The organism is Paenibacillus sp. NRS-1781, assembly GCF_050467745.1.
Classification (GTDB): Bacteria; Bacillota; Bacilli; order Paenibacillales; family Paenibacillaceae; genus Paenibacillus; species Paenibacillus terrae_A.
In genome coordinates this window covers 1-12,383 of the sequence record NZ_JBITPI010000066.1, presented here as the reverse complement: position 1 = coordinate 12,383, position 12,383 = coordinate 1, and the positions used below count along the sequence as shown (strand labels likewise).

The window sequence follows — 12,383 nt, the reverse complement described above, 5'->3', positions numbered from 1 at the left end:
TAAGGAACTGTTTTTCACGAAGCGCTGCTAGTATGGTGCTATTATGAAATTAGGTGGTATTATACGGAATGAAAGAACAATTTTCCAAGCTATTTGGTTTGACGGAGCGATCCTCTGGGGACGAAATAAAACAAATTCCAGTTGGGAATATTGTCAGCAGTCCTTATCAGCCCCGCACCATTTTTGACGACGAGAAGATTGATGAGCTATGCCAGACCATTAAGACGCATGGTGTAATTCAGCCGATTGTCGTTCGTTTCCGTAATGGACATTACGAAATTATAGCAGGGGAACGTCGATGGAGAGCTGTTACCAAGCTGGGGATGGATACCATTCCAGCCATTGTTCGTGAGTTTAATGATTCACAAGCTGCATCCATCGCGTTGATTGAGAATCTCCAACGGGAAGGGCTCACAGCGATTGAAGAGGCTGTAGCTTACCAGAAGCTGATTGATCTGCATCAGCTCACCCAGGAAAGTCTCGCTCAGCGACTTGGTAAAAGCCAATCCACTATTGCTAATAAGATACGGCTGCTTCACCTGCCAGAGAGAGTGAAAGGCGCTTTAATGGAACGGAAAGTGTCCGAGCGTCATGCCCGTGCGTTATTGTCATTAGAGACTGAAGAGCTACAGTATAAGGTTTTGGATGAAGTCATCGCTAAGGAACTCAATGTGAAACAGACAGAGGCGAGAGTTGCCTTTTATAAACAAGTGTCCACGATGAAGAAATCCAAGCGGATTTCCTTTACTAAGGATGTCCGGCTTGCGCTGAATACGATTCGTCAATCCATTGATATGGTGTCTGGCTCAGGGTTGGATATCAAGACCAAGGAATCCGATCATGAGGATCACTATGAGATTGTCATTCAAATTCCCAAACGTAAGTAAGGGATGAAGCGTACAGGCGGCAGCAATTGCCGCTTTTTCTGTCTAACGCCGAATAAAACCGCAGCATACTCGTACTCTATTTTTAAAAATTGCCGTTATCCGTAAGCTAATGATGCAAAATGCTGTTCAAGAAATATAGCAGGATTCCGATTAAATTATGAGGTGAATGAAGTGTCGAAAATAATAGCCGTAGCCAATCAAAAGGGCGGAGTTGGCAAAACAACTACTTCCGTGAATTTGGGCGCCGGACTTGCTTCCCTCGGCAAAAGGGTATTGCTCGTGGATATCGACCCGCAAGGTAATACAACCAGCGGTGTGGGTATCAATAAGGCGGATGTGGCAAATTGCATTTATGATGTACTCATTAATGAGGTTGATCCTAGCGAAGCGATTGTCAGTACACAGATTGAGGGACTGGATATTATTCCTGCCACCATTCAGCTGGCAGGAGCGGAAATTGAGCTGGTACCGACCATTTCCCGTGAACTAAGATTAAAAAGATCGCTCCAGCTCGTCAAGCATAAGTACGATTATATATTGATTGATTGCCCTCCGTCGTTGGGGATTTTGACACTTAATTCTTTAACAGCCTCTGATTCGGTCATTATCCCTATTCAATGTGAATATTACGCATTAGAAGGATTAAGTCAGCTACTGAATACGGTACGATTGGTACAAAAGCACTTGAATACCTCGCTGCAAATTGAAGGCGTGCTGCTAACGATGTTTGACGCCCGCACCAATTTGGGTATTCAGGTGATTGAAGAAGTGAAAAAGTATTTTCAAAGCAAGGTTTATCAGACGATTATTCCACGCAATGTGAGACTCAGTGAAGCACCATCACATGGCCAGTCCATTATTACGTATGATCCCCGCTCCCGTGGGGCAGAGGTATATATTGAGTTGGCAAAGGAAGTGGCATCTTATGAGTAAACGGTTGGGAAAAGGGCTGGATGCACTCATTCCCTCCCTTACAGTCAATGATGAGGACAAGGTTGTTGACATTCCACTTAGCCAGTTGCGTGCAAATCCGTACCAGCCTCGAAAAATGTTTGATGAGGAATCGATTAAAGAACTGGCAGAATCCATTCGTCAGCACGGTGTGATCCAACCTATTATTGCGCGTAGTGTATTAAGAGGCTATGAAATTATTGCAGGTGAAAGAAGATTTCGGGCTTCTCAATATTGTGGGAATTCGACGATACCTGTGGTTGTTCGCAATTTTACCGATCAGCAGGTAATGGAGATTGCCCTGATTGAGAATTTGCAGCGTGAAAATCTGAACGCTATGGAAATAGCAGTAGCTTATCAGGGATTAATGGATCAGTTCTCGTTAACTCAAGAGGAATTGTCCTTGAAAGTGGGTAAGTCGCGCTCTCATATTGCGAATTTTCTTCGTTTGCTTGCATTGCCGGAGGAAGTTAAGGATCATGTTTCACGTGGAACATTATCTATGGGACATGCCAGAGCGATTGTTGGGCTTAAAAATCCCGATATGGTGAAGCAACTGGCGACACAGTGTATTGAGCAACAATGGAGTGTTCGGGAGCTGGAAGAAGCTGTACAACAGTTAGATCATAAGCCTGGTGAAGCGAAGGCCAAGTCCAAGGTGAGAAAAAAGGACCCTTTTATTGATCATATGGAAGAGTCCTTGCGTGAACGTTTTAAAACAACTGTGAAAATCAAGCATAACAAGGATAAAGGTAAAATCGAATTGAATTATTACAGCCAGCAGGATTTGGAAAGATTACTGGAACTATTGCAGTAGTCTGTACGAATAGGACATGTCTCCTTGATCAAAATGGGAAGTGAGATATGTCTTTGCTTTGTCTGGAAGTGAAGGAATCAGAATGGTCTGGATGGATAAACTAATAGCCTTCTGTGATTTGTTTCGCTGTTCTCAAACGTATAAAATAAGAGGTATGCAGTGACATGATTTTTGAGGTAGAGGAGTAGAAGCAAGCATATGGCTGAATTGAACGGACTAATCATGGAACAGCTTGCCGGAATCGTTGCAGGGATTGTGCTTATTTTGCTCATCCTGTTGATTGTTATCATTGTGCAGGGTGCAAAGTTGAAGAAGATGCGGCGAAAGTATGAAACCATGATGGCAGGCAGCGGTGTCGAGAATTTGGAAACGCTGCTGATTGATTTGAAGGTGCAAATGGATACGATTGAGGATGAGCAGGAAGCCCATCGTGCAAGTATGAAATCTCTACGCAGTAAACTGACTGGCCTGAAGGGGCATATAGGTATCAAACGCTATAATGCCTTTGGCGAGCGAGGGAGCGATCTAAGCTTCTCCATGGCCATTGTAGATGATAATCAGGATGGTATCGTATTAACCGGTATTTATAACCGGGATGGCTCTTATGTGTATGCCAAGCCCCTGGAGGAGGGGCAGTCATCCTATTCCTTATCTTCTGAAGAGAAAGAAGCTGTTACTCTTGCGCAGCAAGCAGGACGGAACGGTAATGCCACTCCTTAATCGCGGAGTATAAGCTGCCAGCAATGATATCTGATAATTTCATTACCAGATTTAGTCTTGTATTTTGCAGCACAAAGTATTCCATAAAGCCGCCGACGTTAACGATTCCTGTCAAATGGATATCGCCGACCGGCGGTAATTCTTTATTTACCCCCGCTCCAGGCTTCAAAGGCCCGTCCGCAACCTGAATGCATCCGACGCTGGAGGTTTGTCCAAGACATGCGTCTATGCCGATGATATAGGGCTGGTCGTACCGGGTGTGTATGCCGTCCAGTGTTGTTTGCAGATTCATAGCATGTACAGGCTCCTCCAATGTTCCGTAAAGATGAAAGAGCGGGCTTTTATAACGTGACAACTGGGTACCTACGAGCGGGCCGAGACAGTCTCCAGTAGAACGGTCGGTGCCGATGCAAATAATAACGATATTTTGCAGACTAGGCGCCTGGTGCAAATGGAACAGCAAACGATGGATGATAGCTGATTGGATTCCGGGGTCGGTGTGTGATATTTTTAAGCTAAGGGGTTCTTGCCCCGGAATGAAGTCAGATGGATGAGTCATGGAATCTTCCTTTCGCTCTGTAATGGAGTGTGCAGATTGCGCTCGCTTATAGACCGTTAGCGTTGGTATAGCAATTGATCAGAGATGAAACCAGCAGTAAACTGCCTTAGAGAATAACAATTAGCCTGCGGGTAACCATTATTCTCAAGATAGTAGCTAGTATATGGATAAGTTTGGCGTTTTATACTCGGCGAAGTAGATTATTCATAGCAAAATGAATGAAACCAGTAGATGGGCTTATGTAGTAGACAATAGAATGTGGGAAACCAGAAGAGTGTCTCTTGTGTAAGGAGGAGCAACTGAATGATCTTAATGCGTTGGTTGGAGAACAATACAGGGACGGCTGCTGTTGTGAAGGATGCGATGCACTGGAAGGATGTTGTATGGGAATGGCTTTCAGATAGTGCGATGTGGTCGACTATGTTGTTTGTGGTTTTGAAGATCGCTATTATTTTTATCATCACACGTATCTTTATTCGCGTTATTAATAAAATTATAGATAAGTCGATGCAGCAAAAGGGAGAGAACAGCAGGTTCCAATTGAATACCAGGCGTCTAACAACCGTACGAGAACTGCTGAAAAATGTAACGAATATCGTATTCAATTTCATTCTGATTATGCTGGTATTGTCTCAAATGGGCATTAATCTCGGGCCTCTGATTGCCGGAGCCGGGGTGCTTGGGTTGGCCGTTGGTTTTGGGGCACAGAGCCTGGTTAAGGATGTGATTACCGGGTTCTTTATCATTTTTGAGGATCAGTTTGCTGTAGGAGACGTTATTCAAACAGGAACCTACAAAGGTACAGTAGAAGTGATTGGGCTGCGTACAACCAGGCTGGTGAGCTGGAAAGGGGAGGTTTACATTTTACCTAACGGTTCCATTACAACGGTTACAAACTTTTCCATGTCCAATTCCTTGGCGGTGGTGGATGTACCGATGAAGGCGGAACGTACTCTGGAGGAAGCTGTTGGTTTGGTAAAGCAAGCGATCCATGGCATTGAAGAGTCCAATGTGCAGGTGCTGAATATACCGGATGTTCTGGGGGTTCAGTCGATGACGACATCAGAGTATATTGTGCGTGTTGTGGCGGAGTGTATGCCGAATACAGGGGCTGCGGTAGAACGTGATATTCAGAATAACATTAAGAAGGCCCTAGAGGATGAGGCACATCGTCAGACCGCGCTGGAGACGGCGGTAACTCTGGAGAAGGAAGACGAGCAAGAAAGAAAAGGGGGAGAGAAGGGTGGAGCGTAAGTTGTTTGAACTGGGGGACATTGTGCAGATGAAGAAGCCCCATCCCTGCGGAACGAATGAAATGGAAATTATCCGTATGGGGATGGATATTCGAATCAAATGTGTCGGCTGCCAGCACAGTGTGCTGATTCCGCGTGCCAAGTTCGAAAAGAATATGAAGAAGGTGCTGCGTTCAAAAGCTAACGCTGACGGGCAGCATTCGGAAACGAATTGAGCCGGGGCAGCTGAGTGATTTTGGGTAACAATGAACTTGCATCATGGGCACAATGATGATATAATAATCCTTGCTGCGGAAAGGTACCCAAGAGGTCTAAGGGGGCTGACTCGAAATCAGTTAGGCGTCGCAAGGCGTGCGTGGGTTCGACTCCCACTCTTTCCGCCACTAATTTAGATGAGATTTAATCCCTCTACTTGAATGTAGAGGGATTTTTGCTATAGAAAGTCAGGGATTTGAGACGTTGTCATCATATTTACTAAAGAAGTAATGGTATAAATACAGTACCTTGGTGTTTCATTATATATTTCTGTATAATTAGATTAATCTTTTGTTTTAATTTTGACTTGATTCAATCTTTATGGTGATACTGAGCAATAAACCTTGAGTTATGTTAAATCCTTACACTAAAAAATAAGGAGGTTGGATATGATAAATTCTTGGACATTAAAGGTGAAGGATTTTGGGAAAATCAGTAAAGCGGATATTAAAATAACTCCTTTTATGATGTTTGTAGGGGAGAATAATAGTGGGAAAAGTTATATTTTACAATTACTATGGGGGATTTTTATTCATGTAAAGCCAATGATACGGTTAGATATATTGAAAGATGACCAAAACTTTATTCAACTATTGAATGAACTGGAAAATAAGATAAAGGGTATTAATTTTGAAGAAGGCGATGAAATACACAGTATAGAAATCAACGAAGATATTCAAATTCGTTTAATGAATATCCTGAACAAGCTATTGTATGCTAAAAAAGAGTGGTTAGTTAATACTATTTTTAATTATCCGATACGTATCGGGCATTTAGAAGTTAGCAGAGACTTTTATCTTAAATTTAAGCTTGAAGCTGAAATTAAGAAAGTTATTACATTCCAACCAATTAAAGAATCTGACTCTGAAGAAGAAAACTTTGCTGAAGTACCGAGTGAAATGTATAGTTTCAAATTGATGCTCCAAAGCAATAATGAAACTGAGAATATAGCCACTTTTGCATTTCCTAAAGAAGATAACTGGGATTCATTGTCTAGATCTGTGCTGCTTAGGATTATTGAAACTTTAGTATGCCGAGACTACTCCATTCCCCCAAAAATCAGGCAACCATTTGTCGGAAAATTAACTGCGTTTAGAAGAAGAACTTTTTTTGATCCAATTTATTTTCCTGCTTCAAGAACAGGTTTTATGTATACTTATCAAACGATCCTTGGAAATGAAAGAAAGAACATGAGAGCTCAGTTAAAAGATAAATTTTTGAATGTATCAGAGAGAGAAGAATTTTATGGTGAAAGTCAGCGATCAAATCTTAGATTAACTCAACCTGTTCAGGACTTTTTAGAGAAATTATCAGAGATATATATAGATGATCAGCAAGAAGCATATTTAGATGAATTAGAATTTTTAAATAAAAATGTTTTTCAAGGTAGGGTCATTCTAGACCAAGCCAATAACTATCGTTTTACCCCTGCTGATTCAAAAGAAGGATTACCTTTACAAGTAACATCATCATTAGTAGCTGAACTTGCGCCAATATCAATTTTTCTAGCCTCGCAATATGATCCAGAGCTATTCATTATTGAAGAATCTGAGTCACATTTGCATGTGAAAAAGCAACTGGAATTAGTGCGATTGTTTTTTAGACTAATAAATAAAGGGAAATCTGTTTGGTTAACTACGCATAGTGATAGTTTTGCGCAGCAGGTTAACAATTTGCTTACTCTTTCGCAACATTCAAAAAAAGAGGAGCTATTTCGAGAGCTTGGTTATGAAGAAGTCGATACCTTAAAAGACGTATCCTACTCCTCATGTTATCAGTTTAAGTCAAAGGATGGGAAAACAATTGTGGAGGAAATTGAATTAGGACCATATGGTTATGTTATACCGACATTCAATAATGTCCTTGAAAGGCTACTAATTGAAACAAGCAAAATCCAAAACATAGGTGAAGTGGATGGTTAAAATTGATTACGATCTTAGCAGAATAAAGAGTGAATTTTATGAAGTAATCAACGGAACAGAATTACAGGTTGATGAGACATCAGATAGTGGGAAAGCTAAGGTTACAGTGATATTCGATTCAGTTGAAGATAGAGAGTTTATAAGATTGCTTCAGGAAACTAATACTTCTTGGCTTGCTTACACAAAAAATAGCCGTTGTGCTGACGGAGTGATCATTGAGATTAGTACCTTAAATCAGTCTCAATGTAAAATTTACATTATGGAACTTAAACGCACAATTAACCCTGATAAATGGACAACAGATGTGAGGGCTCAATTTAGAGGTGCTACGCTGAGGGCGCTATCATTTCTATCTTCGTTAGGTATTAGGAATGTTACTGAAATAGAATATTTTACTGGTTTTGTACATTCTGATATGGAAGATCAAATCAGGGCAATCAAAGCAAAAAAAAGCATAAATCCAACCAGTCCAATAGCTAAGAAAAATTTCCTAGGAGTAAAAGAAACAGAAACATTAGAATGGGAAGCTGAGAATATAACTATTTTTGGAAATGATTTCACTCATCATAAAATTAATTTGATATTAGATGATAATGTAGGGGTTGGATCAGTTCATATTTAAATTGAGCACTCAAAGTTTAATTTTTATATCGACTAGAGGAAGAGATGTACTTTTAAATTGTTTATTGACTATTGTAGGAAGGAAACAGCCAGTTAACACGCCCAAGTGGTCTTAAAAGAGATGGTGAAAGCGACACTCTACCTTAGCTCATTTTCAATGGATAGGCCTCGTCAAATTTGACGAGGTTTTTGTATTACTCCTCGTCTACAAGTGTGATTATTTCACGGATGTCCGTAATGTCTAATGCATCTGCGATTTCTTCAATATGCTTGAAGTTTATGTTTTCTCTCTTCTCGTTCGCAAGTTCAGATAGTGCCGCTCTGCGGACACCAGTCTTGTGAGATAATTCGTTTAGAGAAATCCCCCTCACTTTGATCAACTCACCAAGCATTACTTTTACCTTCATTCCACACACTCCTATTTTTATTTCAAAAACCTGACTGTACTCATAAGCGTACAATATAATAAAGATGAATGTTGTACGTATAAGCGTACGGATTAAAAAATTAGTTTCTATTGTTTTAGGAGCTAAGGGTTTAGAGGAAGAAAAGGAGGACGGATGTATGAGTAAATCGTTGGGATTGGAATGGGCTTCGATGGTATACGGGCCGTATGATTTGCCGCATATGTATGAGATATTCGAGGGAGTACTTTATAAAGGATGCTACTTCTTCTATCTGGACAATGGTGTGCTATGCCTGCGTCAGGTTCGCAAGTTAGGTCAGCCGGAGCATACACAATTGTTCATCGATGGAGATAGTGCAGGACTACAACTGGCAGTGGGGATTCGGCGTGATTTGATGGAGGTAGTAACTGACATCATCAGAAGCTGGAGGGACAAGAGCGGGCTTACTTTTCTGTTCGATGAATTACTGTGTCTACAAGGAAGGGGAGACATACAACTGAATCTTGTAAAAGACAAGGGTTAGGATGTTCTTATGAGGTGTCATTACAGCAAAAAAATACCCCTGACAGCAGGAAAATAAGTACCGTCAGGAGCATATTTTGTTGTTATAGCTGGTTCGGCGGGTAGTTATAGCGTTTTGTTTTTTTTGAGCCGGAGATCATCAGTAGGATGGCTGCGATCAAATGGAGAATCCAGCCCAGAACAGGTATCCAGGCCAGTAAAGAGGTCAGTATCCCCCATACAGAGCCATAGATCGCTTCCTGATTGCGTAACGACAGAATGAGTGTTACTGCATGTAGGATAAGCATGAATCCCAGAGCGGAGTAACCGGTCCCCACGACAATAGCTCCTCCTACAATCGGTACAGCAAGCACCAATTCGAATATACCTGATATCCACTTTAATATTCGAGAATAACTCATCTTAAAACCTCCATAATAGTAGGTCTTTGTACTTGGATATATTCTAGCAGAAGGAGCCAGATTAATCTGCATTTTACCAGTATATGCAAAAAGTCCGATCATACAACAAAGGAGGACCTCAAAGGTCCTCCATCGTAGGCGCTACATTTTTAACAGGATACGATCTGTCCAATCACATCACAAAACTCGGTGTACTGACAAGCAATACCAGTGTTGAAAAGACAGAGTCCTTTTACACAAACCTAACGCTTCTAATGCCCGGAATGGATCTCCTAACAGTTTGTCCGGCTACGTCATCCAACGGAACCACACCTCTCTGTTGTATCGCCTAATCATAATATGGCCCGGATTCCGAAGAAATATACACATTAATGAACGCGGGCTTTCGTTTTTTTCTTCCATTTGCGATTATGGTTGGTCGTCTCTGGAAATGATTCGCCTCTTTCCAGTGTCACTTGCTGCGGGTCTTGAATTTCGGTGTGAAAGCTTTTTTCTCCCACTTCCATATATACGCCGTCATTTGGCGCTTTGTCACCTGGCTCGAATTCGGTTTTTTCACCCATAAGGTTGTTCCTCCTTTACTACATGGATTTGAACTGCAACAGTTATTGTGCGCCGATATGAGCAGAAACATCCGGGAACAAGCACACTGAATGTCAGAAAATCGAATTCTTCCCTAATATATAGATAAATCCTACCGTACATTTAAAATCGCAAAGAATGGAATGCAGGGAGCTAATATTGCTGATTTACAGCACATGAACTCAATTGCTGGTTGCAATCAGTTGTTGGATTTGGTAAACTGTTTTAGTGCGAGTTTAGGCTCGTTCCTTGCTCTCAACTGAGATTGGGGGCCTTATGTCCATAAGGAGGTGTAAAGAATGCGCAAATATGAAGTGATGTACATTATTCGTCCTGACATTGAACAAGAAGCTGTTCAAGCGGCAGTCGATAAATTCCAAGGTATCATCTCCAACGGCGGTGGCGAAATTACGAGTCACGATGTAACTAAACGTCGTCTTGCGTATGAGATCAAGAAATTCCGTGATGGTTCTTTCGTTCTGGTAAACTTCACAGCAGAACCTGCTGTAGTTGCTGAGTTTGAGCGTCTCATGAAAATTTCTGACGAAGTAATTCGTTATCTCATTACGAACGACGTAGCTTAATTATTGTACGTGATTATGTAATGAACAACGCTCAAAGGAGGGGATTGGATTGTTGAACCGTGTCATTTTGATCGGTCGTTTGACCAAAGATCCGGAGCTGCGCTATACACCGTCTGGTGTAGCAGTAACCCAGTTCACCCTGGCTGTAGACCGTCCGTTTACGAGTCAAGGCGGCGAACGGGAAGCGGATTTCTTGCCGATCGTAACCTGGCGTCAGCTTGCTGAAACATGTGCTAACTATCTTCGCAAAGGTCGTTTAACGGCTGTTGAAGGCCGTGTTCAGGTACGTAATTATGAGAACAATGAAGGAAAACGTGTATACGTGACTGAAATTGTAGCTGATAATGTACGGTTCCTGGAATCTAACCGCGATGGCGGTAACGGTGGCGGCAATAGCGGTGGAGCTGCGCGTGAGGAGTCTCCTTTCGGAGGCGGTAACAGCAATAGTGGACGCGGGAATAATAACTCGCGAAACAATCAGGATCCTTTTTCCGATGACGGAAAACCGATCGATATTTCGGATGATGATCTACCATTTTAATTGGGAAAGGACTGACAAAGAATGGGCTTCAGACAAAGAGAAGGCGGAGACGATAACAAAAGACCAGCTCGTCGTGGTGGTCGCAACAAACGTCGTAAAGTATGTTTCTTCACTGTGAACAAAATTACTCACATTGACTATAAAGATACAGACCTGCTTAAAAAATTCATCAGCGAACGTGGAAAAATTCTTCCTCGTCGTGTGACTGGAACAAGCGCGAAATATCAACGTATGTTGACAATTGCGGTTAAACGTTCCCGTCAAATCGCATTGCTTCCTTACACTACTGAATAGTAGTTTCATGGAAGAGAAAAAGAGGCGCTCCCGAAATCGGGAGCGCCTCTTTTATGATTTTTCTTATTGACAACAAGTCCCATGTATTGTAACTTACTAATAATACAATCCATGTTTAACCATTATGCGTAGCTCGGCTTTTCTAGTCGTATTTGTGATCGCATGTTCCCCCAACTCGCCAGAGTATACATTTAGATTTCTGGAATGTTATTTTATGTTACATGAAAACTTATATCACCGGTAATTTTTCGAAATAAAATTCATAAACCTTACAAAATAGATAGTTTTCATTTTTTATAGCACACAAAAAAGATGTTGACGTGATATTATTTTACACTTAAGATAAGCCATAATAAAAATATAATGGTTGTCAGCACTCTAAATTGACCAAAGGTCTAAAACACGTGTTTACGCTATCATTGGTAACGGTAAGGAGGATGCATAGCTATCATTTTTAAACCTTAAGCTTTAACGAATCAACGCAGGAATGAGACAGGCTGTTAAATAAAAAAACCGACTAAGGGGGATGAACAGAATGGTGCAAACGAAGAAATGGGTTTCTTTGCTTATGGTACTTACGATCGTTGGTGTTCTGTTTGCAGGATGTAGCGGAGGTGCTAATGAAGCACAGCCGGGCGATAAGGGTAATAAAACAGAGGGAAAAGAAGGCAGTCCACAAGTCACAGAGGGTGTTATTAAAGCAAGTGATCTGACGCAAAATCCGCCTGGTGCTACGAACCGGAAGGATAACATTGTGGTAGGTATGGTATCACCTAAAGGGGTATTTAACCCGTTGTTCTGGCAAACAACTTACGATCTATATGTAGTCAGAACGGTATTTGATTCCTTTTTACAGGTGAAAGCGGATGGTACATACGAAAATAGCTTGGCTGACAAGATTGATGTATCTCAGGATGGCTTGAAATACACATTCCACCTGAAGCCAGGCTTGAAGTATAGTGACGGGACACCAGTAACGGTGAAGGATTATGCTTTTGTTCTCAAGGTACTGCATGATCCGAATTACGATGGAGAAACCGATGTTTTATCTTTTAAGATTAAAGGAG

General features: G+C 41.5%; 17 protein-coding genes and 1 tRNA gene. 14 read left to right on the top strand and 4 right to left on the bottom strand.

The annotated features are described in order from the left end of the window. Window positions 1–68: 68 nt before the first annotated feature. The 4 genes from noc (at window position 69) to ACIFO6_RS22165 (ending at window position 3,375) form a co-directional block, all read left to right on the top strand. On the top strand, window positions 69–887 hold the full coding sequence (noc, locus tag ACIFO6_RS22180; RefSeq protein ID WP_430043958.1) for a nucleoid occlusion protein: 819 nt from the start codon (window positions 69–71) through the stop codon (window positions 885–887). 171 nt (window positions 888–1,058) lie between these two features. Continuing rightward, window positions 1,059–1,820 carry a ParA family protein gene (locus ACIFO6_RS22175; protein WP_025683689.1) on the top strand — a complete coding sequence of 254 codons (762 nt, stop codon included), beginning with the start codon at window positions 1,059–1,061 and terminating at the stop codon, window positions 1,818–1,820. Beyond that, window positions 1,813–2,655, top strand: a complete 843-nt coding sequence (locus tag ACIFO6_RS22170) for a ParB/RepB/Spo0J family partition protein (RefSeq protein ID WP_430043955.1) — start codon at window positions 1,813–1,815, stop codon at window positions 2,653–2,655. Before ACIFO6_RS22175 ends, ACIFO6_RS22170 begins: the two co-directional genes overlap by 8 nt. A gap of 198 nt (window positions 2,656–2,853) precedes the next feature. Beyond that, window positions 2,854–3,375, top strand: coding sequence for a DUF4446 family protein (locus ACIFO6_RS22165; RefSeq protein ID WP_430043952.1), 522 nt, complete (start codon window positions 2,854–2,856; stop codon window positions 3,373–3,375). Here ACIFO6_RS22165 and yyaC read toward each other — a convergent pair. After that, entirely contained in the window at window positions 3,329–3,934 is a 606-nt protein-coding gene (yyaC, locus tag ACIFO6_RS22160; RefSeq protein ID WP_044648684.1) for a spore protease YyaC, read from the bottom strand. The genes ACIFO6_RS22165 and yyaC overlap by 47 nt on opposite strands. A 303-nt stretch (window positions 3,935–4,237) precedes the next feature. On the opposite strand from yyaC, the gene ACIFO6_RS22155 reads away from it, so the two are divergent. The 5 genes from ACIFO6_RS22155 (at window position 4,238) to ACIFO6_RS22135 (ending at window position 7,986) form a co-directional block, all read left to right on the top strand. After that, window positions 4,238–5,188 (top strand): mechanosensitive ion channel family protein, encoded by a 951-nt coding sequence (locus tag ACIFO6_RS22155; RefSeq protein WP_430043949.1) that lies wholly within the window; start codon window positions 4,238–4,240, stop codon window positions 5,186–5,188. Then, on the top strand, window positions 5,178–5,402 hold the full coding sequence (locus tag ACIFO6_RS22150) for a DUF951 domain-containing protein (protein WP_430043947.1): 225 nt from the start codon (window positions 5,178–5,180) through the stop codon (window positions 5,400–5,402). Before ACIFO6_RS22155 ends, ACIFO6_RS22150 begins: the two co-directional genes overlap by 11 nt. A 77-nt stretch (window positions 5,403–5,479) precedes the next feature. Beyond that, a tRNA-Ser gene (locus ACIFO6_RS22145) sits at window positions 5,480–5,570 on the top strand. A 261-nt stretch (window positions 5,571–5,831) separates the two neighbouring features. Further along, entirely contained in the window at window positions 5,832–7,364 is a 1,533-nt protein-coding gene (locus tag ACIFO6_RS22140; RefSeq protein WP_430043945.1) for an AAA family ATPase, read from the top strand. Beyond that, on the top strand, window positions 7,357–7,986 hold the full coding sequence (locus ACIFO6_RS22135) for a hypothetical protein (protein ID WP_430043943.1): 630 nt from the start codon (window positions 7,357–7,359) through the stop codon (window positions 7,984–7,986). Before ACIFO6_RS22140 ends, ACIFO6_RS22135 begins: the two co-directional genes overlap by 8 nt. Before the next feature lie 193 nt (window positions 7,987–8,179). On the opposite strand, the gene ACIFO6_RS22130 is transcribed toward ACIFO6_RS22135, so the two are convergent. Beyond that, complete coding sequence (locus ACIFO6_RS22130; RefSeq protein ID WP_430043940.1) at window positions 8,180–8,392, bottom strand: helix-turn-helix domain-containing protein; 213 nt, start codon at window positions 8,390–8,392, stop codon at window positions 8,180–8,182. A gap of 157 nt (window positions 8,393–8,549) precedes the next feature. Between ACIFO6_RS22130 and ACIFO6_RS22125 the strand changes: the two genes are divergently transcribed. Beyond that, window positions 8,550–8,915, top strand: a complete 366-nt coding sequence (locus ACIFO6_RS22125) for a hypothetical protein (protein WP_283654017.1) — start codon at window positions 8,550–8,552, stop codon at window positions 8,913–8,915. Window positions 8,916–8,997: 82 nt separating this feature from the next. On the opposite strand, the gene ACIFO6_RS22120 is transcribed toward ACIFO6_RS22125, so the two are convergent. Further along, entirely contained in the window at window positions 8,998–9,315 is a 318-nt protein-coding gene (locus tag ACIFO6_RS22120; protein WP_430043938.1) for a hypothetical protein, read from the bottom strand. Between the two features lie 368 nt (window positions 9,316–9,683). Further along, complete coding sequence (locus ACIFO6_RS22115; RefSeq protein WP_430043936.1) at window positions 9,684–9,878, bottom strand: YjzC family protein; 195 nt, start codon at window positions 9,876–9,878, stop codon at window positions 9,684–9,686. A 318-nt stretch (window positions 9,879–10,196) separates the two neighbouring features. Between ACIFO6_RS22115 and rpsF the strand changes: the two genes are divergently transcribed. The 4 genes from rpsF to ACIFO6_RS22095 all read left to right on the top strand — a co-directional run. Next, window positions 10,197–10,481 (top strand): 30S ribosomal protein S6, encoded by a 285-nt coding sequence (gene rpsF / locus ACIFO6_RS22110; RefSeq protein ID WP_430043933.1) that lies wholly within the window; start codon window positions 10,197–10,199, stop codon window positions 10,479–10,481. A gap of 49 nt (window positions 10,482–10,530) precedes the next feature. Then, entirely contained in the window at window positions 10,531–11,022 is a 492-nt protein-coding gene (gene ssb, locus ACIFO6_RS22105) for a single-stranded DNA-binding protein (protein WP_013312801.1), read from the top strand. Between the two features lie 21 nt (window positions 11,023–11,043). Next, on the top strand, window positions 11,044–11,316 hold the full coding sequence (rpsR, locus tag ACIFO6_RS22100) for a 30S ribosomal protein S18 (RefSeq protein WP_013312800.1): 273 nt from the start codon (window positions 11,044–11,046) through the stop codon (window positions 11,314–11,316). A gap of 535 nt (window positions 11,317–11,851) precedes the next feature. Then, window positions 11,852–12,383: ABC transporter substrate-binding protein (locus tag ACIFO6_RS22095; protein ID WP_430043930.1), on the top strand; the 532-nt coding region annotated here is incomplete at its 3' end.